Origin of the sequence: Rummeliibacillus pycnus (assembly GCF_002884495.1) — a bacterium.
Lineage (GTDB): Bacteria > Bacillota > Bacilli > Bacillales_A > Planococcaceae > Rummeliibacillus > Rummeliibacillus pycnus.
This window is the reverse complement of the sequence record NZ_KZ614145.1, coordinates 2823784-2848813: the sequence shown is the minus strand read 5'-3', so window position 1 is coordinate 2848813 and position 25030 is coordinate 2823784. Positions and strand designations below refer to the sequence as shown.

The 25030-nt window shown below is 36.0% G+C and carries 23 protein-coding genes and 2 tRNA genes; 22 read left to right on the top strand and 3 right to left on the bottom strand.

Features of this window, described 5'->3' with window-relative positions; all coding sequences use genetic code 11:
* The first annotated feature begins 58 nt into the window (after positions 1 to 58).
* Both mfd and spoVT read left to right on the top strand, forming a co-directional pair.
* Entirely contained in the window at positions 59 to 3586 is a 3528-nt protein-coding gene (gene mfd, locus CEF14_RS13825; RefSeq protein WP_102693376.1) for a transcription-repair coupling factor, read from the top strand.
* An 86-nt stretch (positions 3587 to 3672) separates the two neighbouring features.
* Entirely contained in the window at positions 3673 to 4209 is a 537-nt protein-coding gene (gene spoVT / locus CEF14_RS13820; RefSeq protein ID WP_102693375.1) for a stage V sporulation protein T, read from the top strand.
* Positions 4210 to 4346: 137 nt separating this feature from the next.
* Here spoVT and CEF14_RS13815 read toward each other — a convergent pair whose 3' ends face one another.
* The gene (locus tag CEF14_RS13815; protein ID WP_102693374.1) at positions 4347 to 4667 is read right to left on the bottom strand and encodes a hypothetical protein; all 321 of its coding nucleotides are present in this window, start codon (positions 4665 to 4667) and stop codon (positions 4347 to 4349) included.
* 214 nt (positions 4668 to 4881) lie between these two features.
* Here CEF14_RS13815 and CEF14_RS13810 point away from each other — a divergent pair, with 214 nt between their 5' ends.
* From CEF14_RS13810 to CEF14_RS13780, 7 genes are all read left to right on the top strand, one after another.
* Entirely contained in the window at positions 4882 to 6501 is a 1620-nt protein-coding gene (locus CEF14_RS13810; RefSeq protein ID WP_102693373.1) for a putative polysaccharide biosynthesis protein, read from the top strand.
* 18 nt (positions 6502 to 6519) lie between these two features.
* Positions 6520 to 7971 carry a bifunctional methyltransferase/pyrophosphohydrolase YabN gene (gene yabN, locus CEF14_RS13805; protein WP_102693372.1) on the top strand — a complete coding sequence of 484 codons (1452 nt, stop codon included), beginning with the start codon at positions 6520 to 6522 and terminating at the stop codon, positions 7969 to 7971.
* Between the two features lie 17 nt (positions 7972 to 7988).
* Entirely contained in the window at positions 7989 to 8279 is a 291-nt protein-coding gene (locus tag CEF14_RS13800; RefSeq protein ID WP_102693371.1) for an RNA-binding S4 domain-containing protein, read from the top strand.
* Positions 8280 to 8449: 170 nt separating this feature from the next.
* Positions 8450 to 8749, top strand: a complete 300-nt coding sequence (gene yabP, locus CEF14_RS13795) for a sporulation protein YabP (RefSeq protein ID WP_102693370.1) — start codon at positions 8450 to 8452, stop codon at positions 8747 to 8749.
* Positions 8746 to 9204, top strand: a complete 459-nt coding sequence (gene yabQ / locus CEF14_RS19495; protein ID WP_102693369.1) for a spore cortex biosynthesis protein YabQ — start codon at positions 8746 to 8748, stop codon at positions 9202 to 9204. The genes yabP and yabQ overlap by 4 nt, the downstream gene beginning before the upstream one ends.
* A 77-nt stretch (positions 9205 to 9281) precedes the next feature.
* A complete protein-coding gene (locus CEF14_RS13785; RefSeq protein WP_102693368.1) occupies positions 9282 to 9698 on the top strand; it encodes an FtsB family cell division protein in 417 nt (138 codons plus the stop codon).
* 114 nt (positions 9699 to 9812) lie between these two features.
* Positions 9813 to 10244: a S1 domain-containing RNA-binding protein gene (locus tag CEF14_RS13780; protein ID WP_102693367.1), complete on the top strand. Its 432-nt coding sequence runs from the start codon at positions 9813 to 9815 to the stop codon at positions 10242 to 10244.
* 162 nt (positions 10245 to 10406) lie between these two features.
* Here the strand turns inward: CEF14_RS13780 and CEF14_RS13775 are convergent.
* Together CEF14_RS13775 and CEF14_RS13770 are read right to left on the bottom strand one after the other, a co-directional pair.
* A tRNA-Glu gene (locus tag CEF14_RS13775) sits at positions 10407 to 10478 on the bottom strand.
* Between the two features lie 41 nt (positions 10479 to 10519).
* Positions 10520 to 10593: transfer RNA gene (locus CEF14_RS13770), tRNA-Met, on the bottom strand.
* Between the two features lie 177 nt (positions 10594 to 10770).
* On the opposite strand from CEF14_RS13770, the gene CEF14_RS13765 reads away from it, so the two are divergent.
* From CEF14_RS13765 to folK, 13 genes are all read left to right on the top strand, one after another.
* Complete coding sequence (locus tag CEF14_RS13765; protein ID WP_102693366.1) at positions 10771 to 13179, top strand: SpoIIE family protein phosphatase; 2409 nt, start codon at positions 10771 to 10773, stop codon at positions 13177 to 13179.
* Between the two features lie 15 nt (positions 13180 to 13194).
* Entirely contained in the window at positions 13195 to 14607 is a 1413-nt protein-coding gene (tilS, locus tag CEF14_RS13760) for a tRNA lysidine(34) synthetase TilS (RefSeq protein ID WP_102693365.1), read from the top strand.
* Between the two features lie 30 nt (positions 14608 to 14637).
* A complete protein-coding gene (gene hpt, locus CEF14_RS13755) occupies positions 14638 to 15180 on the top strand; it encodes a hypoxanthine phosphoribosyltransferase (RefSeq protein WP_102693364.1) in 543 nt (180 codons plus the stop codon).
* A gap of 129 nt (positions 15181 to 15309) precedes the next feature.
* On the top strand, positions 15310 to 17190 hold the full coding sequence (gene ftsH, locus CEF14_RS13750; RefSeq protein WP_102693363.1) for an ATP-dependent zinc metalloprotease FtsH: 1881 nt from the start codon (positions 15310 to 15312) through the stop codon (positions 17188 to 17190).
* A gap of 248 nt (positions 17191 to 17438) precedes the next feature.
* The gene (locus CEF14_RS13745) at positions 17439 to 18227 is read left to right on the top strand and encodes a type III pantothenate kinase (RefSeq protein WP_102693362.1); all 789 of its coding nucleotides are present in this window, start codon (positions 17439 to 17441) and stop codon (positions 18225 to 18227) included.
* Entirely contained in the window at positions 18220 to 19113 is an 894-nt protein-coding gene (hslO, locus tag CEF14_RS13740; RefSeq protein ID WP_102693361.1) for an Hsp33 family molecular chaperone HslO, read from the top strand. Before CEF14_RS13745 ends, hslO begins: the two co-directional genes overlap by 8 nt.
* Positions 19114 to 19255: 142 nt before the next feature.
* The gene (cysK, locus tag CEF14_RS13735; RefSeq protein WP_102693360.1) at positions 19256 to 20191 is read left to right on the top strand and encodes a cysteine synthase A; all 936 of its coding nucleotides are present in this window, start codon (positions 19256 to 19258) and stop codon (positions 20189 to 20191) included.
* Positions 20192 to 20327: 136 nt separating this feature from the next.
* Entirely contained in the window at positions 20328 to 21725 is a 1398-nt protein-coding gene (locus CEF14_RS13730) for an anthranilate synthase component I family protein (RefSeq protein ID WP_102693359.1), read from the top strand.
* On the top strand, positions 21722 to 22306 hold the full coding sequence (pabA, locus tag CEF14_RS13725; protein ID WP_102693358.1) for an aminodeoxychorismate/anthranilate synthase component II: 585 nt from the start codon (positions 21722 to 21724) through the stop codon (positions 22304 to 22306). Before CEF14_RS13730 ends, pabA begins: the two co-directional genes overlap by 4 nt.
* Entirely contained in the window at positions 22303 to 23142 is an 840-nt protein-coding gene (pabC, locus tag CEF14_RS13720) for an aminodeoxychorismate lyase (protein WP_102693357.1), read from the top strand. Before pabA ends, pabC begins: the two co-directional genes overlap by 4 nt.
* Positions 23143 to 23146: 4 nt before the next feature.
* Positions 23147 to 23974 carry a dihydropteroate synthase gene (folP, locus tag CEF14_RS13715; protein ID WP_102693356.1) on the top strand — a complete coding sequence of 276 codons (828 nt, stop codon included), beginning with the start codon at positions 23147 to 23149 and terminating at the stop codon, positions 23972 to 23974.
* Positions 23975 to 24044: 70 nt separating this feature from the next.
* A complete protein-coding gene (gene folB, locus CEF14_RS13710; RefSeq protein WP_102693355.1) occupies positions 24045 to 24413 on the top strand; it encodes a dihydroneopterin aldolase in 369 nt (122 codons plus the stop codon).
* The gene (folK, locus tag CEF14_RS13705) at positions 24410 to 24940 is read left to right on the top strand and encodes a 2-amino-4-hydroxy-6-hydroxymethyldihydropteridine diphosphokinase (RefSeq protein WP_102693354.1); all 531 of its coding nucleotides are present in this window, start codon (positions 24410 to 24412) and stop codon (positions 24938 to 24940) included. Before folB ends, folK begins: the two co-directional genes overlap by 4 nt.
* Positions 24941 to 25030: the final 90 nt, after the last annotated feature.

Below are 25030 nucleotides of genomic sequence, written 5' to 3'. Positions count from 1 at the left end.
GCCTTTTTCTGTACATTGAAGATATATAGCATGTATTTGCTAACGAAGGGAGGACATTATGGAAATATTACGTCAGTTATTATCTCAGGATGCACATGTGAAAAGATTGTTAGAAGATATAAAAAATGGTCAGGATGAGCAATTGATTACGGGCCTTTCTGGAAGTGCTAGACCTGCTTTTTTGGATACTATTTATGCTTATATTAATAAACCTATTTACATAATTTCACCTAATTTATTGCAAGCGCAGAAAATGTTTGATGATTTAGTGAAACTTGTTGGTGAAGATTATGTTCACTATTATCCAGCAGATGAATTTATTGCTGCAGATATGTCGATCGCTAGCCCAGAGTTACGGGCACAGCGTATTGAAACATTAGACCATATGTTACATCAGCAGAAAGGTATCTATATTATCCCAATTGCTGGTATGCGCAAAATAATGGCTCCAAAAGAAGATTGGTTAACATTACATCTAACTGTTGCTATTGGAGAAGAAATTAATGTAGAAGAATGGCTTCGAAAATTAGTAATAATGGGTTATTCTAGAAGTCAAATGGTTACAACTCCTGGTGAGTTTGCTTTACGGGGAGGCATTTTGGATATTTACCCACCTTATTTTGAAAACCCTATACGAATAGAATTATTTGATACAGAAGTAGATTCTATTCGTACATTTTCGGCTAATGATCAGCGTTCGATTGGAAAATTAGATAAACTTCATGTTTTACCGGCATCTGAATTTGTGTTAACGAATACTCAACGTCTAAAATTAGCGGAAAAACTAGAAAAAGCATTAGCAGATAGTTTAAAAAAGGTAAAGAAAAAGGAAATTCAGGAACAACTACTTCAAAATGTTCAAGCAGATATAGAGTTGCTTAAGCAAGGGGAATTACCGGAATTCTCCAATAGATATGGTTCGTTATTATACAATCGTCCCACATTCTTAGGTGATTATTTTGCCCACGATGGACTTGTTGTTTATGACGAGTTTGGGAGAATCCAAGAAGTAATGGAAGCTTGGGAAAAGGAAGAAAAAGAGTGGTTTTTATCTCTGCTCGAAGAAGGAAAAATGGTGCATGCGGTGAAGCCTTCTTTTTCATTAAAAGAGATTCTCTCTATGATTCATTTACCAACTATTTATTTTGCTTTATTTACAAGAACATTTGCAGGTATTCGTTTTAAGAAAACGACAAGTTTTTCTTGTAAACCAATGCAACATTTCCATGGGCAAATGCCATTACTCAAAAATGAAGTAGAGAGATGGCAATTAGGGAAATTCACTGTCCTATTTGTTACAGAAGATGAAGATCGACTAGCAACAATTCAAACTACTTTAGAAGATTATGATATTCATATACAAATTGGTGAACCAAAAGAAGAAGGTATATTTGCTATTACAGGTAAATTAACTGCGGGGTTTGAATTACCTTTACAGCGTTTAGCAGTTGTTACTGAGGAAGAACTCTTCAAACAAAAACCGAAGAAGAAAAAAAGACGTCCTCAAAAAATGACAAATGCAGAACGTATAAAAAGTTATACAGAAATAAAGCCTGGTGATTATGTCGTACATGTTCATCATGGTATCGGGAAATATATAGGCATAGAAACACTTGAAGTCAATGGTAAACATAAAGATTACTTACACATTCGATACAGAGCGGATGATAAACTATATGTTCCCGTTGACCAAATTGATTTAATACAAAAATATGTTGGGTCAGAAGATAAAGAGCCAAAGCTTCATAAACTTGGTGGGGCGGAGTGGAAAAAGACAAAAAGTAAAGTGTCATCAGCTGTGCAAGATATTGCAGATGATCTTATTAAACTTTACGCAAAACGTGAAGCTGAAAAAGGATTTGCCTTTTCTCCTGATGGAGATGAACAACGGGCTTTCGAGGAAGCGTTCCCATATGAAGAAACAGAAGACCAATTACGTACAATCCAAGAAGTAAAGATTGATATGGAAAAAGAACGTCCAATGGATCGTCTTGTTTGTGGAGATGTAGGATATGGGAAAACGGAAGTAGCTATTCGAGCAGCATTTAAAGCCATTATGGATGGTAAACAAGTAGCCTTTTTAGTACCAACTACCATTTTAGCTCAGCAGCATTTCGAAACACTGCAAGAGAGATTTCAGGATCAAGCAGTTACAATTGGCTTATTAAGTCGTTTCCGTACACGTAAACAACAATCTGAAACATTAAAGGGATTGAAGGATGGTACAGTTGATATTGTTGTAGGTACACATCGTCTATTATCAAAAGATGTTGTCTATAAAGATCTAGGGTTACTCGTTGTGGACGAAGAACAACGTTTCGGGGTAACACATAAAGAGAAGATCAAACACTTAAAGACAAATGTCGATGTGTTAACGCTAACAGCTACACCAATTCCTCGGACATTGCATATGTCAATGGTTGGTGTAAGAGATTTATCTGTTATTGAGACACCTCCTGCGAATCGTTTTCCAGTGCAAACATATGTTATGGAACATAATGGAGCATTAGTACGTGAAGCAATAGAACGTGAAATGTCTCGGGGGGGACAAATTTTCTATTTACACAATCGTGTCGATGATATGGCACGAAAAGTGGATGAAATCCAAATGCTTGTACCGGATGCAAGAATTGGTTTTGCACACGGCCGAATGTCAGAGACTGAACTAGAATCTGTGATTCTACGATTTTTGGATGGAGAGTACGATGTCTTAGTCACGACTACTATTATTGAAACAGGTATTGATATTCCAAATGTGAATACGTTAATTGTGAATAATGCAGATCGTATGGGACTATCACAACTTTACCAATTACGTGGACGTGTTGGACGATCTAACCGAGTGGCATATGCTTATTTCATGTATCAACGAGATAAAGTACTAACTGAGGTTGCTGAACAACGTTTACAAGCTGTAAAAGAATTTACAGAACTTGGTTCTGGTTTTAAAATTGCCATGCGAGATTTATCTATTCGCGGAGCAGGAAATTTACTAGGCTCCCAACAACATGGATTTATTGATTCTGTAGGATTCGACTTATATTCTCAAATGCTACAAGAAGCGATTACTGAACGTCAAACAGGTGTGAAAAAAGAAGAAGAAAAAGATATTGAAATTTTGCTTCCGTATGATGCATATATCCCAGATGCATATATTCCTGATGGCTATCAAAAAATTCAAATGTATAAACGCATTAAAGGAATGGAAGAAGAGGAAGACTTCTCTGAAATTATCGATGAACTACAAGATCGATTTGGTGATTTACCTATAGAAACGGAACGTCTATTACGAATAGCACGCATTAAAGTATGGGCTAAAAAAGTTGGAGTTGATTCCATCAAGACTAAAAACAAGATTATCACCATTGATATTTCAGAAGATGGAACAGCAAAACTTGATGGTGGGAAAATTGTTTCTGAATCGATGCAATTTGGTCGTGCAGTGGGATTCCAGTTAGAAGGACAGAGACTTATTTTAACAATTGATGAGAAAAAGGCAGCTAAGCAACTGCCATTTGATATGTTAGAAACATTGATGAAATTGCTACCAAAAGCAATACGGGAAAAAGTAGAGGTCAGGGACTAATAATTGTCATGTATAAATTATATTTGGATGCACCATACTAGCGACAAGTAGTATTATGAAAATTTGTCGAAAGTGAGGCAACACGAATGAAAGCGACAGGCATTGTACGTCGAATCGATGATTTAGGACGTGTAGTAATCCCAAAAGAAATCCGAAGAACTTTACGCATTCGTGAAGGTGATCCGTTAGAAATATTTACTGACCGTGAAGGTGAAATTATATTAAAAAAATATTCTCCTATCAATGAATTAAGTGATTTTGCCCTATCCTATGTAGATACATTATTTGAAACATTAGGAACTAGTGCACTTATTAGCGATCGAGATGAAATTATTGCCGTGGCAGGTGTATCGAAGAAAGATTATATGCATCGTCAAATTTCATCGTTCGCAGAAGATTGTATTCTACAACGCACCATCATTGTTGAAAAACATGAAAAATCGGTAGAAATTGTACCTGGTCAAGTTGAACAAATTAAATCCTATTGTATAGCACCGATTGTTGTTGCAGGTGATGCAATAGGAGCTGTTTATATCTTATCGAAGATGCATTTTATTGGTGATACAGAGCAGAAAGTAGCGGAGACAGCTGCACATTTCTTGGCGAAGCAAATGGAAGATTAATGACAAAAGACCATTTATCTGTTGATAAAATCAATAGTGAATGGCCTTTTTGTTTTATAACTTCTAGTAAGATTTCACATGGAGAGAAGTGAGATAAAGGCAGATGAATAAAACTTCCCGTGGATGGAAGTTTCACTTTATTTTTTAAGAGAAATTGATCTATATTGAGAAGATATATTGAGATAATCTAACATCTCCATGGAAGTATTTGAAGTAGGTATTTGAGATTTTCCTTTAGAAAGTAAGGGCTGTTCATTTAACTGCAATTCTGAGATTAAAATCTTCTTGCCATTTCCTTTTAAGAGATATTTACGAACATAGCCATTTTTTCTTTCTGTAATCATACGAGCAGTTTTATTCTTTGGCTTTTTCTCTACTTGTAAATAACTTTCCTGTGTAAATAAAGATTGTTTGAACTGTGCTGTATTATGAAATGTATTTATTTTTACGACCTTCATAAAATTCCCCTCTTTTCCTTTTTGTTATAATAATTATCGGTGGATATTCCTGTTAAATGAATATAGCGAGAATTATACCTTGATATAATTGAAGAATTGTCTTTCAAAAATAGCTATGATCGATAAGGGACGTTTCAGGGAGTAGCATTAATATGCTATACTGTTGACAATTATTTTGTGTTGAAATATGAATTTACAAGGAAAGAGGAATATTATGTCCGAAAAATGGGGCATGAAGGTTTATTTAAGGGGAGTTGCTTTACTTACCGTAGCAGCTCTTTTTGTAAAGGTATTAAGTATGGTTTACCGTGTACCGTTTCAAAATCTAGTGGGAGACCACGGCTTTTATATTTATCAACAAGTATATCCCTTTGTAGCTTTATTCGTTACATGGACATCTAGTGGTATAGCTGTAGCCATCTCCAAAATGCTAGCTGATTTGGATGAAAGCAATCAATGGGATGAGCGACGTGCAATGTTACGTATAATATTCCGTTTTTTAATTTTTCTTTCAATTATCTGCTTTGTCATCTTGTATTTTGGAGCGCCATTTTTCGCTCAGTGGATGGGGGATTTAAAACTTACAGGTCTTCTTAAAGTAGGTGCATTTGTTGTATTTTGTATGCCGTTATTAGCTATAGATAAGGGATTATTTCAATCTACCGGTATTTTGAAACCAGTAGCTTATGCACAAGTAGTAGAACAATCTGTCAGAGTTTCTGTTATTTTAGGTGGTACGTGGATTATCATGTCCACAACAGAAGACTTATATAAGGCAGGGGAAATAGCTGTTTCAGGAACCGTTGTGGGAGAGTTTGCGGGTATTCTTTTGTTAGTAGGGTATTTGAAGAAGTATGCAGCTCTTAGTGGAAAAAAATATGGTAGCCGTTCAAAAACAAGTCTAGCAAAATGGCCAATACTTAAAAAGCTAATGATATTAAGTATTAGCATTAGTATGAGTAGTTTATTATTGCTTGTATTTCAGTTAGTCGATTCATTTACTATTTATAGTGCATTAAAGCAGTTGGGATTATCATCATTGGAAGCTATGGAAATGAAAGGGGTATATGATAGAGGTCAGCCATTAGTACAGGTAGGACTTGTCGTTGCATCTTCCCTTGCACTTGCTATTGTTCCACTTGTAGCACATGCTTCAAAACGGGGTAACGGAAAAAATGCTGATCGATTTATCCAGCTTACCTATCGTACATCTTTATTATTTGGGATAGCTGCAGCAGTAGGATTAGTTTTGGTTATGCCAAATGTTAATACAGCGCTTTTTGAAAATGCAGATTTATCAAATGTGTTATCTGTATTTGTCGTTCAAATTGTTTGGTTATCATTAATTATGACATTAACGGCAATGCTACAAGGGTTAGACCGATTAAAAACACCAGCATCGTTATTAGTTATAGGAATTATTTTTAAAATACTATTCAATAAACTACTTATTTTAAAGTTTGGGATTGTAGGGGCTGCATGGGCTGGAAATTTAGGCCTTTTTATAACGGCAATAGGATTAATATGGTACTTTAAAAGAGTAAAAAATATCCAGTTATCACCTCTCCAATTTTATAGTGGCGCGGCGCTCGCTACGCTCGCGATGGTATCGATTATTGTACTATTTACAATGTTCGTAGATTCAATAATCTTCCCTTTCTTACCAGGGCGCGTGCGAGCGTTGATTCTTTGCTTTTTAAAAGCAGGAATAGGTGCTTTTGTATTTTTGTCGGTACTAGCAAAGTTAAATGTTTTATCTGTTAGAGATTGGTATCTACTTCCATTAGGCCGTCGTATGGCTAGTTATCAACTTTGGATCAATCGAAAAAAATAAACAAAATAGGTGAAGAATATGTATCAACTTACAGTGATAGGATTAGGCGCAGGAGATTTTGAACAGCTTCCTATTGGCGTCTACCGTAAATTAAAGCAAGCAAAGAAAATTTGTGTTCGTACAAAAGAACATGCAGTACTAGATGAATTAGCAGAAGAAGGTATTGAATTTGAAAGTTTTGATACAATCTACGAAAAACATCATGATTTTTTACCTGTATATCAAGAAATTGTTGCCACATTACTAAAATACATTGAGACAGAAGATGTCATTTATGCTGTTCCAGGACACCCATTGATGGCAGAAATGACCGTGCAACTTTTGATTGAAGCAGAGAAGCAAGGAAAGGTTCAACTTAAAATAGAAGGAGGTCAAAGCTTCCTTGATGCAATTTTCGGAGCACTTCGAATTGACCCAATAGATGGATTTGAACTGGTTAATGGTACTACCTTTTCTATACATGAAGTGAATATGTATAAACATCTATTGATTGCACAAGTATATGATCAATTTAGTGCTTCTGAAGTAAAACTTACATTATTAGAAAAATACCATCCAGATTATCCAGTAACAATCGTAACAGCAGCTGGTTCAAAAGATGAATATATTCGTACAGTGCCGCTTCACGAATTAGATCATAGTACAAAAATTAATAACTTAACGACAGTTTATGTTCCCCCTGTAAAAGACAAACAAGATGCACTGCGGGAATGGTCGACATTCCGCGGTATTATTTCTACTTTACGTAGCCCAGAAGGCTGTCCTTGGGATCGTGCACAAACACATGAAAGTTTAAAACGTTATATGTTAGAAGAAGTTCATGAATTCTTACAGGCCATTGATGAACAAGATGATGAACATATGATTGAAGAACTCGGAGATGTATTATTACAAGTGTTTTTACAAGCTCAAATTGCAGAGGACTCAGGCTACTGGAACTTAGAAGATATCCTTGAGGGGATTTCTGGAAAAATGATTCGCCGCCATCCACATGTTTTTGGAGATGTGAAGGTAAATAGTGTTGAAGATGTTAATGTTAATTGGGAAAAAATTAAGAAAAAAGAGCATCAAAATGATAATGTTGAACCACTATTAAAAGGTGAATACCGTGCTACTTCCTCACTACAAACGTCTTACAATTATCAACGTAGAGCAGCAAAAGTAGGTTTTGACTGGCCAACTATTGAAGGTGTTTGGGATAAGGTTTCAGAAGAATGGCAAGAATTCCGCCAAGAAATCGAAAGTGGAACACCAGAAACAAAACTAGATGAATTTGGTGACTTGTTATTTACTCTTGTTAATTTAGCGCGTGCTTATAAAATCTCTGCGGAAGATGCAATGCTTCACGCAAATGCTAAGTTTGCTAAGAGATTTGGCTACGTTGAGCAAAAAGTAATGGCAGGTCGTAAAGATTTTAAGAACTATACATTTGAAGAACTAGATCAATTTTGGCAAGAAGCTAAACGATAAGAAAAGAGGTTACTCACATGAGATTAGATAAATTCCTGAAGATTTCCCGATTGATTAAACGCCGTACTTTAGCAAAAGAGGTGGCAGACCAAGGTCGTATTACCATTAATGGGAAAGTGGTAAAAGCAAGTAGTGCGGTTAAAGTTGGAGATGAGTTAGCGATTCGCTTTGGTCAGAAAATAGTAACTGTACGTGTTGAAGAGTTAAAAGAAATTGTTCGAAAAGAGGATGCAGCAAAATTATTTACAATTTTAAAAGAAGAAAAATTAGATAGAGTTGAGCCACAATTTATTGATGACGAAGAATAATGTTCCTTGTGATAGCTACTATTAAGAAATTAGAAAATGCTATATTTAATAATTTCTAAAAGAATTATAAAATCACTATCAAGATTATTGGTAGTGATTTTGCTTTTTCTCTCATATTAAGAAATGTCCAAGCATATAGTTAATAGACAGGACAAGGAGGGGAAGAGAAGATGACATTTCAACAGGATAATGCCACTTATACAATTCCAACAGGAGATCATTTACTAACGGTACGTAATCGTAAAAGAATGGATGTTACATCTGTAAAATCAATTGAACGCTTTGATCAAGAGGAGTTTTTTGTACTCACCTCTCAAGGGCATTTGCAAATTCGAGGAGAAGATTTAAGGATCGTACATTTAGATGTAGATAAAGGTTTACTCACATTAGAAGGTACTGTGAAAAACCTTCAGTATGATGAAGAGGAAAGTGGACTATCGCGTGGAATTTTGCATAAATTATTTGGATGACAGTTTCTGAACAATTCCTTAGTATAACAACACTTATTATCAGTGGTGTTATAGGAGCAGCTAGTATTGATTTGGTACGAACATTAAGTTATTATGCGCCACCGAAATCTTTACGGCGAAAAGGCTACATCATATTTGAGTTATCTACATGGATTCTATTAGGAATTGGCACATTTTTATTGTTAATGATTGTAAGAGACGGAGAGTGGCATTTTGTGGACTTTCTCTCTCAATTATTAGGGTTTTGTATTTATCAATTATTTTTGCAAAGGTTTTTCCGGTTTTTAGGACGACTTGTAGACTCATTGGTAATACGACCAATATGGTTTATATGCCATTTGATAGCTAGTCTGATCCGGCACATATTCCGATTGTGTCTTGCAATTTATAGAATCATTACGTATCCTTTTGTTTTTGTTGCTAAAAAAGTCAAAAAGTTATCTCTTAAAAAATAGGGAAAACTTAGGTATAATAGGGTTGATATGTAAATACTTATTAATCGCACGAAATTTACTCAAGGGAGGGTACCAGCATGCCACTAAAAACTAAACAACCGTATAAAAAAACTACTCAAATGCCAACAGATTATACAAAAATAGAGACACATAAAAAAATGGTAAACCGTAATCGTAAAATTGGTTTATATCGACGTCTAACATGTATGACACTAGTATTTATGCTTATTGCAGGTTCCCTTGTTTTCATGTTAATTAAACAAAAGCAAACATTAGTTGAAAAGGAACAGCAAAGAGTTGAACTTAAACATGATTTAGCAAAGCAAAAAGAGAAAAAAGAAGATTTGAAAATTCAAATTGCTAAATTAAATGATGATGACTACATTGCTAAGCTTGCACGTAAGGATTTATTCTTATCTGAGGATGGTGAGATTATTTTCTCAATTCCGAAAACTTCTGAAAAAGATAAGAAAAAAACAGATTCAAAAGAGTAGTCTTATTGACACTCTTTTTTTGTTGGCTATAATTAAAGTAAGAATTACTCAAGATTTACAAATTGATTATAAGACTTATAAGTCGCTTAAATTTTAAGGAGGAGCATTTTTTTTATGTCAATTGAAGTAGGCAGCAAGGTACAAGGTAAAGTAACAGGTATCACAAATTTTGGAGCATTCGTGGAGCTGCCAAATGGCTCAACAGGTCTTGTTCATATTAGCGAGGTTGCTGACAACTATGTAAAAGATATTAACGAGCATTTGAAAGTTGGAGACATGGTTGAAGTAAAAGTAATGAATGTTGAAGCTGACGGTAAAATTGGATTATCTATCCGTAAAGCAAAACCTCAAGCAGAACGACCAGAACGTCCTCAACGTTCACGCCACAACAACAATCGTTCAAATGATCGTGGCGAACATCGTCAAACAAAAGAAAACTTCGAACAAAAAATGGCACGATTCTTAAAAGATAGTGAAGATCGCCTTGCAACATTAAAGCGTGCGCAAGATTCTAAACGTGGTGGCCGTGGCGCAAGAAGAGGATAACTTGCTGGCTATTTTAATCGTAGAAAAAGTGTTTTAATGATATTCAAGAGACTACTTTATACGTGTAGAAAGCACATATAAAATAGTCTCTTTTATATTGAAAATTTTATAGCAAAATATCGACAAAAAAAGAAGCTTTCCATTAGGAAAGCTTCTTTTTGATGACCCCTACGAGATTCGAACTCGTGTTACCGCCGTGAAAGGGCGGTGTCTTAACCGCTTGACCAAGGGGCCGAATACAAGTGACCCAAACAATGGCCAACTACAAAATAATATGGCGGCAGAGGGGATCGAACCCCCGACCTCACGGGTATGAACCGTACGCTCTAGCCAGCTGAGCTACGCCGCCGAACAACATAATACATAATACAAGAGAATATTATAGTGTGTCAAGCGATTTTTGTTAAAAATTTATGGTCTATGCGATTTATCGTCGAACGATTTATAGAAAACTTTTCACGAACAGACAAACTTTACACAACTTTCCAGGTATACTAGCAGAAATGTATATTGGAGGTTTTGTACTATGAGAAAAGCATTCATACAACCCAATAAGCTATCAATCCCAAAAGTAAATGTGAGTTTGAAACAGCAGTATCCTGTAATCTTTGCTATATCAATATGTTTCACTGCTTTTTTCTTATCAAAAGCCGTACTTTTTGAAGCAATTGTTCCATTCTTTTTACCAATTATGGCCATCGTGTTGGTTAATCACCGGGATTATTTAATATGGGCCCTTATTGGTGGAATTGTTGGAAGTATTACATTAGGAATTGGTGAATTGGCTATTCATATAATTGAATTGCTTCTCTTTAGTCTATTTATGAAAACATTTATTCGCAAATGGCCAATCGCAATTTTAGTAGGTACTTCAGTGCTTTTAACACAAATTGGTTGGCAGATGGTTTCTTATCACGGAGAACCTCCAACGATGATTCTATTATATGTTGGTTATGAAAGTATACTATCCATTTTTATGACTTTATTTTTAATGCAGTTCTTTTTGCCAATGCCAGCTTTATGGACTGCTTCATGGTCCTTAGAAAGAATAGGAGCAGCTTTAATCGTTTTGGCAACAATGTTAACTGCAACAAATAACGTTGTTTGGAATGTGTTGTCACCTACCTATATCGCATTACAGTTTATCATTTTAGGGTCTGCGTACGTAGGGGGGGTAACTTTATCTACTGCTATTGCGGTTTTGATGGGAACCATTATTAGTCTTTCTCATCTTTCCTTTAGTGGGATGATTGCTGTGTATGCTTTAACAGGTTTATGCGCTGGGATTTGCAAAAAGTTAGGACGTTTTGGAATTGTACTAGGTAGTAGTATTGCGACTGCATTTTTTGCTCTCTATGATGCTACACTGCCAATTGATCAAACATATTATGTAGCGCTAGGTGTTGCTACGCTTCTCTTCCTTACTATGCCTAAAAGTTGGTTGGCTTATTGGCAAAGACAATTGTATCCAAATCATGAGGATGTATTATTAGAAAGGCAACGTTGGCTTACAGAAAAGGTAACGATGAAATTAACTAATTTTAATGATTTTGTTGTTTTTATGAAGGAACTTGTCAATGATCGATTTGGTATGACGGAACAACCTTCAACAAACGATATAGAAGCAAGACCGTTGTCACCGTGCGAAAGTTGTTATCAATTTGAAAGATGTTGGGGAGCTGGAAAAAAAGAAATGGCACCGATAATGCAACAATGGTTAATGGCCCAAACAGTTGGTCATAATGCATCTAAGTTACAATATGACGATAAAGTTCGTAATAAATGTGTACGATCTTCTTTGTTTTTAAATGCTTTAGTTGAATATGTATCTAAACAACAACTAAGTGGTCAGTTCCAACATGGTAAGAAAATGATTGCATTACAATTAAGAGATATGTCTACACATATAGATCATGTTATGAAGGATATGAAAAATGATACAGTGTCATTTCAGCAACAGGAAGACCAATTAACAAATCGTTTCAATGAAATTGGTATTGATTTTTTTCAAATAGATATTTTATCCAATGAATCCGGCAACAGAAAAATTGTTTGTTGTATTCCATATAAGAAAACACAGTGGGAAACAGATCAAATGGTTGCAGAAAGATTAATTTTACCTGTTTTACAGGATGTCTTTAAAGAACCATTTGAAATTCACCAAACAATTAAGAAAACGAAGCCTTATGCCCATCTACAAATCACTTTCCAATCTGCTATAAGATTTACAATGCAATATGATGTATTATCCATTTCGAAAAATAATACGATGTATTCAGGAGATTCACATGCTGTATTTTCTCTAAATCCAGGATTAACTGCTATTATGTTATCAGATGGAATGGGACATAATAAACGAGCACATAAAGAAAGTAGGAAACTTATTCGTCTTATGCGTGAATGCTTGCATCATCAAATGTCTCCTGAAACAGCAATGCATACATTACATTATGTTATGTCACTAAAACAAGAGGAAGAAATGTATGCAACAATGGACTTTGCTTTAATAGATTTGCAACACGGTAAACTATGGTCTTGGAAGGCGGGAAGTATGGCAACATATTTAGTGAGAGGAAGAGAAGTTACACGGCTAGAAAGTGCTAGTGAACCAGTTGGTTTATTCTCGTCATTTTCGGTAGAGGCTGAGCAAAGAAATCTAAAGGCAGGAGATATTATTTTCATGTGTACAGATGGCCTATTCTTCGAAGATATGCCATGGAATCAACAGGAAAAGTTACTGCGCAATAGTTTATTACAGCATAGAAATCTCCCAATACAAGAGATTTGTCCACAAATCTTGAATACTTTTCGTAGTGATGACCAACCAATTGACGATTGTACGATCGTTTGTGTTGAAATCCAACATAAAACAGTAGATTGGTCATTATTTAAGCCTACTTTACAAGAAATTTCCCGGGAAAGGATGGTAAAATAGTGATGAGGTGAGAAGATGACAAAACTCGAACAAAAAGTGTTTAAATATATACAACAATATGATCTATGTCATGCTGGAGATCGTCTTCTTATAGCTTGTTCTGCTGGAGCTGATTCAATGGCTTTACTACATTATTTACATCGAGAACAACAACACCTAGGTGTTAAAGTTGCTGCGGTACATGTAAACCATATGTTACGTGCGGAGGATGCTACTGGGGATCGACATTATGTGGAAACATTCTGTAAAGAACGGAATATTCCAGTGTATGCCACTGATATTTCGATCCCATCCATATTAGAAGCTGAACGTGGTAATATGCAAGCTGTTTGCCGAAGAGAGCGATATGCTTACTTTGAACAAGCGATGATAGAATCTAACAGTACCAAATTAGTGGTTGCACATCACGCTGACGATCAAGTTGAAAGTGTCCTTATGAATTTAATCCGTGGATCGCATGATATTGGAATACAAGGTATTAGGCGTCGTCGTCCATTTGCGAATGGAGAATTGATTCGTCCGTTTCTTTCTATAACAAGAACAGATATACTAGAATATTTGCAAACATACAACCAGGGGTATAGAGAGGATTGCTCAAATCAAAAAGATTCATACACACGTAACCGTCTCAGACATCATGTTGTCCCTCTTTTGAGAGATGAAAATCCAAAAGTAGCGGAAGCGGTGCAACATTATACAGAAAAAGTACAAGCTGATGAAGAATTATTACAATCATTAGCTGAACATGCTTTAGAAGATGTTTTAGTTGAAAAACAAAAAGATTTGTGGAAAATTAATATAAATGCATTCCAAAATAAACCACTTGCTTTACAAAGAAGAATCATTCTACTACTATTAAAATATCTTTATAAAGATACAACCATTGTACAAAGTTACACCCTTTGGAATGCCATTTTAAAACTGACACAAACAACAGCTGGTAATGCAACAATTGATTTGCCAAAAAAAGCCAAAGCGATTCGTCAATACGATGAATTAATCCTTATAAATACAGTAGAAGATTCATCTAAGTTACTATCTAAAACAATACAATTTGGTCAATGGATGAATTTAACAAATAATTTACGTATTTATATAGGAAGAGTAGATGGAGATATTCCACAAGACACCACTTCTCAAGCTAAAAGCTATTTTGTAAACTCAACAAGTTTTGCTCAACCACTACATATTCGTGGCAGAATGGATGGAGATCGCATACAATTGCTTGGAGCAAATGTTCAAAAGCGAATTTCTCGTCTTTTTATCGACGATAAAGTTCCATTGGCGCTTAGAGAAGATTGGCCAATTATCGTAACAAATGATAATGAGGTCATTGCCGTCCCAGGGCTCCGTGTAAGTAGCTATTTTTCTAATAGCAAACGATTGACAGATGATACAATATTTATTGTCGATCAACAAACTTTGTAGTGTCTATATACAATCAAGGAGGAACTAAAGATGCTTCAGAAAGACATCGAACAAGTATTAATTTCAGAGGAAGAGTTACAAAATAAGATTAAAGAGCTTGGGGAATCTCTAACATTAGAATACCAAGATAAATTTCCATTATTAATTGGTGTACTTAAAGGTGCTATGCCTTTTATGGCTGATTTGATGAAACGAATCGATTCATATGTTGAAATCGACTTTATGGATGTAACAAGTTATGGTAATGCAACTGTTTCATCAGGAGAAGTAAAAATAGTTAAAGACTTAAACACAAGTGTAGAAGGTCGCGATATCGTTATCATTGAAGATATTATTGATAGTGGTTTAACTTTAAGCTATCTTGTTGATCTATTTAAATACCGTAAAGCAAAATCTATTAAAATTGTTACTTTATTAGACAAACCATCTGGTCGTAAAGTAGACCTACAAGCTGATTATGTAGGTTTTGAAGTTCCGGATGCATTTGTAGTAGGGTATGGTTTAGACTACGCAGAGAAATATCGTAACTTACCATATATTGGTGTTCTAAAGCCAGCCGTTTACTCATTCTAAGAATGATGTTTGAATTTTGACAATTTTATAAGGAAACATCTTGAATAAGAGGCTTTTCATTGTACGACCAAAAGTTCATATGTTAAGATTTACTATAGTTTTTCTGTTTATCTTGTGAGGAGGCTGGGGATGAATCGAATATTTCGATACACCATATTTTATTTATTAATTTTCCTCGTGATTATAGGAATCTTTGGGACGTTTAATAATGCGAACCAACCTACGAAAGAGATACAATATCACGAGTTCATTACAGCATTAGAGAATGGCAAGATAACTGAGGCTGAAATTCAACCAGATCAGTTAGTCTATGTCGTAAAAGGTAAGATAGAGGGATATAAAAAGGGCGAATCATTCGTTACGAATATACCTCGCGATGACCAAGAGTTGATGAATAAGATTACTGCAGCAGCTAAAGGTAATTCAAAAATCAACTTCTTAAAAGCTCCAGAAACGAGTGGATGGATTCAATTCTTTACTGGAATTATTCCATTTATCGTCATCTTCATTCTGTTCTTCTTCTTGTTGAATCAGGCTCAAGGCGGCGGTAATCGTATGATGAGCTTTGGTAAAAGTAAAGCGAAACTGTACGACGATCAAAAGAAAAAAGTTCGTTTTACAGATGTAGCTGGTGCCGATGAGGAAAAACAAGAACTTGTAGAGGTTGTAGATTTCTTAAAAGACCATACAAAGTTTGCTGAAATCGGTGCTCGTATTCCAAAAGGGATCCTATTAGTAGGACCTCCAGGCACAGGTAAAACTTTATTGGCTCGAGCAGTAGCTGGTGAAGCTGGCGTTCCTTTCTTCTCAATCAGTGGTTCTGATTTTGTTGAAATGTTCGTCGGTGTTGGTGCTTCTCGTGTTCGTGATTTATTTGAAAATGCTAAGAAAAATGCACCATGTATCATTTTCATTGATGAAATTGATGCAGTTGGTCGTCAACGTGGTGCTGGTTTAGGTGGCGGTCATGATGAACGTGAACAAACATTGAACCAGTTACTTGTTGAAATGGATGGTTTTGGTGCCAATGAAGGTATTATTATCATCGCTGCAACAAACCGACCAGATATTTTAGACCCTGCATTATTGCGCCCTGGTCGTTTTGACCGCCAAATTACTGTAGGTCGTCCTGATGTAAAAGGTCGCGAAGCTGTACTTAAAGTTCATGCTCGTAAAAAACCATTAGATGAATCAGTTGACTTAAAGGCAATTGCTCAACGTACACCAGGTTTCTCTGGTGCAGATTTGGAAAACTTATTAAATGAAGCAGCATTAGTGGCAGCTCGTGAAAATAAGAAGAAGATTGATATGGGCGATATTGATGAAGCAACAGACCGAGTTATAGCTGGGGTTGCGAAAACAAGTCGTGTTATTTCTGAAAAAGAACGTAACATTGTTGCGTTCCATGAAGCTGGTCACGTAGTGGTCGGGCTAACATTGGACGAAGCAGAAAAAGTGCATAAAGTAACAATTGTCCCTCGTGGTCAAGCAGGTGGTTATGCTGTTATGCTTCCAAAAGAAGACCGTTACTTCATGACAAAACCGGAGCTTTTAGATAAAGTAGCTGGTTTACTTGGTGGGCGTGTAGCCGAAGATATCGTCTTTGGTGAAGTTTCAACAGGTGCTCATAATGACTTCCAACGTGTTACAAGTATTGTTCGTTCAATGGTAACCGAATATGGTATGAGTGAAAAACTTGGACAATTGCAATTTGGCTCTAGCCAAGGAGGTAATGTATTCTTAGGTCGTGATTTGAACTCTGAACAAAATTATTCAGATCGAATTGCTTATGAAATTGACCAAGAAATGCAACAAATTGTAAAAGAACAATACGAACGTACAAGACAAATTTTGACAGAACGCCGCGATCTTTTGAATCTAATTGCTACAACTCTTCTCGAAGTTGAAACATTAGATGCAGAACAAATCGAACACTTAGAGAAATACGGTAAACTTCCAGAACGAGCTTATGAGAAAAAAATCATAAAACTGAAAATGGGAACAAAGTAACTGAATCTACTGATGCTAAAATTGTTCAAGAAACAAAAGTAGATGTATTAGGCACTTCTGATCCAACAGTTAGTGATCTGCCTAAAGATTCTAATGGTGGACAACAAAACAATGGAATCCAGGAAGATCGTAAATAATCTTTATATAAAAAGCTGACCACTTGCATTATGTAAGTGGTCAGCTTTTTTTTATTCATGCAAATATGTTATGATTCATGAAGAAATTGCATTTAAGTGAGGATAAATTTCATGATTTTAGTGATGGATGTAGGAAATACAAATATTTCAATAGGGGTATACAACGCTGAACGACTGGAGCATCATTGGCGTATGAAGACGGATCCTCAAAAAACAGAGGATGAATATGCAATGCAGATTAAAACGCTGTTTATGCATGAAACTTTATCTTTTGAGGATGTAAGTGGTATTATTATTTCTTCAGTAGTACCACCAATCATGTTTGCGCTAGAAACTATGTGCCGTAAGTATTTTTCGATTGAACCAGTGGTTGTTGGTCCGGGTGTAAAAACAGGGCTCAATATTAAATGTGAAAATCCAAGAGAAATTGGAGCGGATCGAATTGTAAATGCTGTTGCGGCTATTCAGGAATATGGAGCACCACTTGTTGTGGTTGATTTTGGTACTGCAACAACATATTGTTACATTGATGAAAATAGTGATTATATGGGTGGAGCAATTGCCCCTGGAATTTCAATTTCAATGGAAGCACTTTTTACGAAAGCATCTAAACTTCCAAGAGTTGAAATCGCGAGACCTCAAAGTGTGATCGGTAAAAATACCGTATCTTCAATGCAAGCAGGTATTGTTTATGGTTATGTTGGACAAGTGGAAGGTATTGTAAAGCGTATACGTGAACAAAGTAAAGAAGATCCACTAGTTGTTGCAACAGGTGGTTTAGCTAGTATGATTGCAAAAGAATCAAAAGTAATCGATATTGTCGACCCTTTTTTAACTTTAAAAGGATTAAATTTAATTTATAAAAGAAATCATGAAGAAAAGAGGAAAAATAATGGCTGATTATTTAGTAAGAGGACTTGGTTTTAATGGTAGTGTTCGGGCATTTGCAGTTTGCACTACAGAGACTGTAGGAGAAGCACAACGTCGTCACAATACATGGCCAACAGCTTCTGCAGCTCTTGGACGTACTATGACAGCTTCTGTTATGATGGGAGCAATGCTGAAAGGCGAAGATTCTATTACTGTTAAAATTGATGGTAATGGTCCAATCGGTCCTATAATTGTAGGTGCAAACGCAAAAGGCGAGGTTCGAGGATATGCAACACATCCTCAGGTTCATTTTGATTTAAATGCTCAAGGGAAATTAGATGTTCGCCGCGCGGTCGGTATGGAAGGGTCATTAACCGTTGTGAAAGACCTTGGTATGCGCGATCATTTTACAGGGCAAGTACCGATCGTTTCTGGAGAAATTGCAGAAGACTTCACATATTACTTCGCGAAATCCGAACAAGTGCCTTCATCTGTAGGACTTGGTGTATTGGTTAATACAGATAACACAATTCTTGCAGCAGGTGGATTTGTTATTCAGGTATTACCTGGTGTAGATGATGAAACAATAACTGAAATTGAAGAACATTTAGCCACTATTGAACCGGTCTCTAAAATGATTCAAAAAGGGTATACGCCAGAAGAAATTCTAGAAGCTGTTCTGGGTAAAGGAAATGTTCAAATTTTAGATACAATGCCTGTTAAATTCCAATGTACATGTTCTAAAGAACGCTTTGGTGCAGCAATTCTTAGTCTTGGTGAAAAAGAAATTCAAGATATGATCGATGAAGATGGTATGGCAGAGGCGCATTGTCACTTCTGTGAAGAAAAATATCATTACTCTAAAGAAGAATTAGAAGGTTTTATCGAAGAAATTCACGAACAAAAAGCTAATTAATCTCTAATGTAAATAAATAGACAAAAACAGCCTACATGATTTTAAAATGTAGGCTGTTTTTATTGACAAACTATTCCTAATAGTTGTAAAATCAAATTAACAAAACCTATTAAAATACTAGGGATTAGGAGTGGAGTAGAATATGAGTAAATTAGTTAATTCAGTAGTAGATTTAATCGGAAATACACCAATTGTTAAATTAAATAATGTAACAGGCCCAAATGATGCGGATGTATATGTAAAAGTTGAATACTTTAACCCAGGTAGTAGTGTTAAAGACCGTTTAGCATATGCAATGATTAATAAAGCAGAAAAAGATGGCTTATTAAAAGAAGGTAGCACATTAATTGAACCAACAAGTGGTAACACAGGTATTGGCCTTGCAATGGTAGCAGCTGCAAAAGGATACAAAGCAGTTATTGTAATGCCTGATACAATGAGTATGGAACGTCGTAATTTACTTCGTGCTTATGGTGCAGAGTTAATTCTTACTCCTGGGGCAGAAGGTATGAAAGGTGCTATTGCAAAAGCAGAAGAACTTTCAAAAGAAAACGGTTGGTTCTTACCACAACAATTTGAAAACCCTGTAAACGCAGTAGTTCACCGCGAAACAACTGGTCCAGAAATCATTTCTGCATTTGAAGAAGCAGGTCTTTCATTAGATGCGTTTGTTTCGGGTGTTGGTACAGGTGGTACAGTAACTGGTTCTGGAGAAGCATTAAAAGGGAAATTCCCAGAAATCGAAATTATTGCAGTAGAACCAAAAGATTCTCCAGTCTTATCTGGTGGTAAACCGGGTCCACATAAAATCCAAGGTATTGGTGCTGGCTTCGTACCAGAAGTATTAAAACCAGAAGTAATCACTTCAATTTTCCCTGTTGAGAACGATGATGCTTTCGAAACTTCTCGCAAAGTAGCAAGAGAAGAAGGTATTCTTGGTGGTATTTCTGCAGGTGCAGCAATGTATGCAGCAATTGAAACTGCAAAACGCCTTGGTAAAGGTAAAAACGTTCTAGCTATTCTTCCTGATAATGGTGAACGTTACTTAAGTACACCATTATATCGCTACGAAGATTAATCAAAATAATCTACAAGGTCAAACAGAGTGCCTAATCATTAGGTGCTCTTTTTTTATTATTATTTTGCTAAATACATAGGTGTTGTTATACTGAAAGCAGAATTAGAAAGACATAGATTACAACGGAGGTTTTCAATTGAACGTTCAATTAGTTAAGTCTAAGCCTTTTTCAATACAAAAAGATAATTTTTTTAATCGTTATAAAAAGAAAGTAGAAAATGAAACACATAGTGTATTTTTAGAAAGCGGAAGGGGCGGAACTAAAACAATTGCTGCTTGGAATCCGCTTGCAATTGTCCAATCTACAGAAAATGGTTTACAAATTAATTGGCGAGATGGTAAGACGGAACAACGAATTGGAGAACCGTTGCAACTATTGGATCAATTACTTTTACAATATAAAATAAATACTCCTAGCGATTCATTTTATGGAGGAGCGATTGGTTTTATTGCATACGATTATGTACGGCGAATTGAAACCCTACCAGCTATTGCTAAAGATGACCTGCAAGTACCAGATATTTATTTTTATATCGTGGATTGTTGGACAGTCCTGGATGTTGAGAGTGAAAAAGCGACAGTCATGAAGTTATCAACGAGTAATGTAGATGTTGAAAAACTGGCAAATAGTTGGAAAACAGAACATTCAAAGAATTATTTTGATGATACAAGCGCCCAGGTAGTAGAGAATGACCATTCTCGCAAAGTTTCCATGACAAGCGGGGAGTTCAAAAGTGCTGTTGAAAAAATTCAACATTATATTGCACAGGGTGATGTATTCCAAGTTAACTTATCTGTTCGTCAGGCTAAAAAATTCGAAGTAGAACCTATAATAATGTACGAGGCACTTCGTAAATTTAACCCATCTCCTTATATGGCGTATATTTCATCATCTGACTTTGCTATTGTATCAGGGTCACCAGAGTTATTGATTCAGAAATATGGAGAAAATTTATCAACTCGTCCAATTGCAGGGACGCGACCACGTGGTGAAAATGATGATGAAGATTTAGCGCTTGCTAACGAATTAATACATCATGAAAAGGAACGTGCCGAACATGTCATGCTTGTAGATTTAGAACGTAATGATTTGGGGCGTGTTTCTGAATATGGTACGGTTCATGTTGATGAATTTATGGTTATTGAAAAGTACTCCCATGTTATGCATATCGTGTCCAATGTACGAGGAAAAGTATCTAAGGATTACAGTAATACAGATATTATTCGTGCAGTTTTCCCTGGAGGAACAATTACAGGAGCTCCTAAAATTCGCACGATGGAAATTATTGAGGAATTAGAACCTGTCCGCCGTGGTCTGTATACAGGTTCAATTGGTTGGATGGGCTTTAACGGAGACATCGAGCTTAATATTGTCATTCGTACTTCCTTTATTAAGGATGGAGTAGCTTATATTCAAGCTGGAGCAGGTGTTGTTATTGATTCAGTACCTGAGCGTGAATATATAGAATCACTTAATAAAGCAAAAGCATTATGGCAGGCGAAAACAATGGCAGAAGGAGTAAAAGAACTATGATTTTAATGATCGATAATTATGATTCCTTTACATACAACTTAGTTCAATATTTTGGAGAGCTGGGTGAGCAATTACTTGTAAAGCGTAATGATGCAATTTCTATTGGAGAGATAGAAGAACTAATGCCTGAAATAATTGTCGTGTCACCAGGGCCTTGTAGCCCCAATGAAGCTGGAATTAGTCTTAAGGTCATTGAGTACTTTGCAGGTAAAATTCCTATATTTGGTGTATGTTTAGGACATCAAGCGATTGCGCAAGTGTTTGGAGGAAAGGTTATACGTGCTAAACGATTAATGCATGGTAAAACCTCACCGATACACCACGATGGTAAAGGGGTTAATAAGGGTCTATCACTTCCGTATATTGCCACAAGATATCATTCGTTAATAGTTGAGAGGGAAACCCTCCCAGATTGTCTTGAAATAACTTCCTGGACAGAAGAAGGGGAAATTATGGGGATACGTCATAAAGAATTAACGGTTGAAGGTGTCCAATTTCACCCTGAATCGATCATGACCCAAGACGGTAAAAAGTTGTTGAAAAACTTTATCGATACGTATTGTAAGGAGCGAGTGCATTGATTTGTTGGATGAATGGAAAATATGTTGAGAGTATGGAACTTTCTGTTTCTCCAACAGATCACGGATACTTATATGGGTTAGGTTTTTTTGAGACGTTTCGTACATATAATGATGTGCCTTTCCTATGGGACGAGCATTGCGAACGTATACAAGGTGCTTTAGAAGAATATCGGATTGAGATGAACTACACTTTTGAAGAATTACGGAATGTTATAATGGAACTAAATAGACGAAATGGTCAGACAGATGGCTATTTTCGATTGAATATTTCCGCTGGTGAAGGTGGACTTGGTTTAAACATAACCAATTATTTAAATCCTAATGTTATTATTTTTCGTAAAGAACTTCCCGTAGTTCCAAGAGGACAAGAAAAAAATGCAGTATGGCTAAATACAATACGTAATTCGCCAGAGCAACCCATTCGTTACAAGTCTCATCATTATGCAAATAATATACGGGCTCGTTTTGAATTACCTTCCTTAAAAGATGTAGAGGGATTCTTTATCAATGCAGATGGATATGTGGCTGAAGGTATTACTTCGAATATTTTCTGGGTAATAGAAAATGAATTATACACTCCATCTCTTTCAACGGGAATATTACCAGGTATTACTCGCCAACATGTATTAAATTTGGCCAATAAAGCTGGCCTCAATATTCACGTGGGAAAGTACACACCACAAGATTTGGAGAAAGCAGCGGAATGTTTTGTAACAACATCCATTCAAGAATTGATTCCAATTCGAGGGCTTGGTGAAAAATGCTTTTTAGGTAATAAAGGGGTAATCTATCGCAATCTACATAACATGTACATTGCGTCTATTGAAGAGGGGTAGAAGAATGAATCTTGATAAATATAAAATAGTAACTATTGATGGTCATGAACTCGATTTTGCAAATGAAACATTTGTTATGGGAATTTTAAATGTAACACCAGATTCATTTTCAGATGGAGGCAAGTTTAACTCTGTTGAAAATGCGGTGAAGCATGCTAAAGAAATGGTTGCTGATGGTGCAAAAATTATTGATATCGGCGGTGAGTCTACTCGACCAGGCCATACACCAGTTTCGGCAGAAGAAGAACTTTCTCGTATTATTCCAGTCATAAAAGCTATTCGGGAAGAAGTGGACGTATTACTCTCAGTAGATACGTTTAAATCAGAAGTTGCACGTGCTGCTATTGAGGCAGGAGCACATATTATCAACGATATTTGGGGAGCTCAATATGACCCGGATATTGCTAAAGTTGCTGCAGAATATAATGTACCAATCATTTTAATGCATAATCGTACGAGTGAAGATTATGGAAAAGATTTTTGGGAAGATGCTAAGAAAGATTTAGAAAAAAGCATCGATATTGCTTTTAAAGCTGGTGTAAAGGATGAATACATTTGGTTGGACCCAGGTATTGGCTTTGCAAAATCACATGAGCAAAATATTGAAATGATGAGAGCATTACCAAAACTTGTGGAAATGGGCTATCCAGTATTATTAGCGACATCTCGTAAACGTATGATTGGAACAGTGCTTGCCCTACCTGTAAATGAACGTATGGAAGGTACTGGAGCTACTTGTTGCTATGGGGTAGACAAGGGTTGTCACATGGTACGTGTACATGATGTGAAACCGATAGCAAGGATGATGAAAATGATGGATGCATTAAAATAAATGAAACTAAGAGCATCTGTTCTGTGATAAAGTATCAAGAACGATGAAGTTCATCTTTAGGAGGCACATAATGGATTATATTCATATTAAAGATATGGAGTTTTATGGCTACCATGGCGTACTGCTAGAAGAAACAAAGCTAGGTCAACGATTTCGTGTTACACTATCTATCGCGACAGATTTAGAGCATGCGGGTAAAACCGATGAATTAACTAATACAGTTAGCTATGCGGAAGTGTATGAACTTTGCAAAGAAGTTGTAGAGGGGAAACCTTATAAGCTAATAGAAGCAGTTGCAGAAAAAATTGCAACGGTAGTTTCTGAAACATATCCATCTGCAGTCAAAGGAGTTCGTGTTGAAATTATTAAGCCAGATCCGCCAATCCCTGGTCACTATAGGGAAGTATCTGTAGAAATTACTAGAGGAGTGTTTGCATGAATGAAGTCTATATCTCATTAGGATCTAATATGGGAGATAAAGAAGAAACTTTACGTCATGCCGTGCAACTTTTGCAAGAACACCAAGAAGTCGAAGTCATTAAACTTTCTTCTATTTATGAAACAGATCCGGTTGGTTATACAGATCAAGATGTATTTTTGAATATGGTAATACTAGTGCATACTACATTAACAGCTCAACGAATGCTTGAAGTATGTCAAGATATAGAGCGTGAGTTAAAAAGAATTCGAGTTATTCATTGGGGTCCGCGAACGATAGACCTTGACATTTTGCTTTATAATCATGACAATATTGAAACAGAGACACTAATCGTACCTCATGCTCGTATGCATGAACGTGCATTTGTTCTCGTACCTTTAGTAGAAATTGCTCCAGAGCTGAAGTACCCTTTAACTGACGAAGCATTAAAGACAATGCTGAGGAGAGTAGGAAATAAGGGAGTTAGACTATGGAAATCAATTGCTAGGGTCTCAGAATTTGTGTATTCAGAAAGTGAAGAGGAATGAATAACAAGCCGAATTCATTAAACCGAAATACACCATTCCATTTTGGGGAAATCGAACAGAAGAACGCCAGGTAACTGACGAAGAGCTACA

What these genes read in the sequence shown, in the direction of transcription:
- ftsH (WP_102693363.1), top strand. Translation starts at nt 15,310, where the DNA reads ATGAATCGAATATTTCGATACACCATATTTTATTTATTAATTTTCCTC.
- cysK (WP_102693360.1), top strand. Translation starts at nt 19,256, where the DNA reads ATGAGTAAATTAGTTAATTCAGTAGTAGATTTAATCGGAAATACACCA.
- CEF14_RS13780 (WP_102693367.1), top strand. Translation starts at nt 9,813, where the DNA reads ATGTCAATTGAAGTAGGCAGCAAGGTACAAGGTAAAGTAACAGGTATC.
- mfd (WP_102693376.1), top strand. Translation starts at nt 59, where the DNA reads ATGGAAATATTACGTCAGTTATTATCTCAGGATGCACATGTGAAAAGA.
- folB (WP_102693355.1), top strand. Translation starts at nt 24,045, where the DNA reads ATGGATTATATTCATATTAAAGATATGGAGTTTTATGGCTACCATGGC.
- yabQ (WP_102693369.1), top strand. Translation starts at nt 8,746, where the DNA reads ATGACAGTTTCTGAACAATTCCTTAGTATAACAACACTTATTATCAGT.
- yabN (WP_102693372.1), top strand. Translation starts at nt 6,520, where the DNA reads ATGTATCAACTTACAGTGATAGGATTAGGCGCAGGAGATTTTGAACAG.
- folP (WP_102693356.1), top strand. Translation starts at nt 23,147, where the DNA reads ATGAATCTTGATAAATATAAAATAGTAACTATTGATGGTCATGAACTC.
- spoVT (WP_102693375.1), top strand. Translation starts at nt 3,673, where the DNA reads ATGAAAGCGACAGGCATTGTACGTCGAATCGATGATTTAGGACGTGTA.
- tilS (WP_102693365.1), top strand. Translation starts at nt 13,195, where the DNA reads ATGACAAAACTCGAACAAAAAGTGTTTAAATATATACAACAATATGAT.
- hslO (WP_102693361.1), top strand. Translation starts at nt 18,220, where the DNA reads ATGGCTGATTATTTAGTAAGAGGACTTGGTTTTAATGGTAGTGTTCGG.
- CEF14_RS13765 (WP_102693366.1), top strand. Translation starts at nt 10,771, where the DNA reads ATGAGAAAAGCATTCATACAACCCAATAAGCTATCAATCCCAAAAGTA.
- folK (WP_102693354.1), top strand. Translation starts at nt 24,410, where the DNA reads ATGAATGAAGTCTATATCTCATTAGGATCTAATATGGGAGATAAAGAA.
- CEF14_RS13785 (WP_102693368.1), top strand. Translation starts at nt 9,282, where the DNA reads ATGCCACTAAAAACTAAACAACCGTATAAAAAAACTACTCAAATGCCA.
- hpt (WP_102693364.1), top strand. Translation starts at nt 14,638, where the DNA reads ATGCTTCAGAAAGACATCGAACAAGTATTAATTTCAGAGGAAGAGTTA.
- yabP (WP_102693370.1), top strand. Translation starts at nt 8,450, where the DNA reads ATGACATTTCAACAGGATAATGCCACTTATACAATTCCAACAGGAGAT.
- CEF14_RS13810 (WP_102693373.1), top strand. Translation starts at nt 4,882, where the DNA reads ATGTCCGAAAAATGGGGCATGAAGGTTTATTTAAGGGGAGTTGCTTTA.
- CEF14_RS13800 (WP_102693371.1), top strand. Translation starts at nt 7,989, where the DNA reads ATGAGATTAGATAAATTCCTGAAGATTTCCCGATTGATTAAACGCCGT.
- pabA (WP_102693358.1), top strand. Translation starts at nt 21,722, where the DNA reads ATGATTTTAATGATCGATAATTATGATTCCTTTACATACAACTTAGTT.
- CEF14_RS13745 (WP_102693362.1), top strand. Translation starts at nt 17,439, where the DNA reads ATGATTTTAGTGATGGATGTAGGAAATACAAATATTTCAATAGGGGTA.
- CEF14_RS13815 (WP_102693374.1), bottom strand. Translation starts at nt 4,667, where the DNA reads ATGAAGGTCGTAAAAATAAATACATTTCATAATACAGCACAGTTCAAA.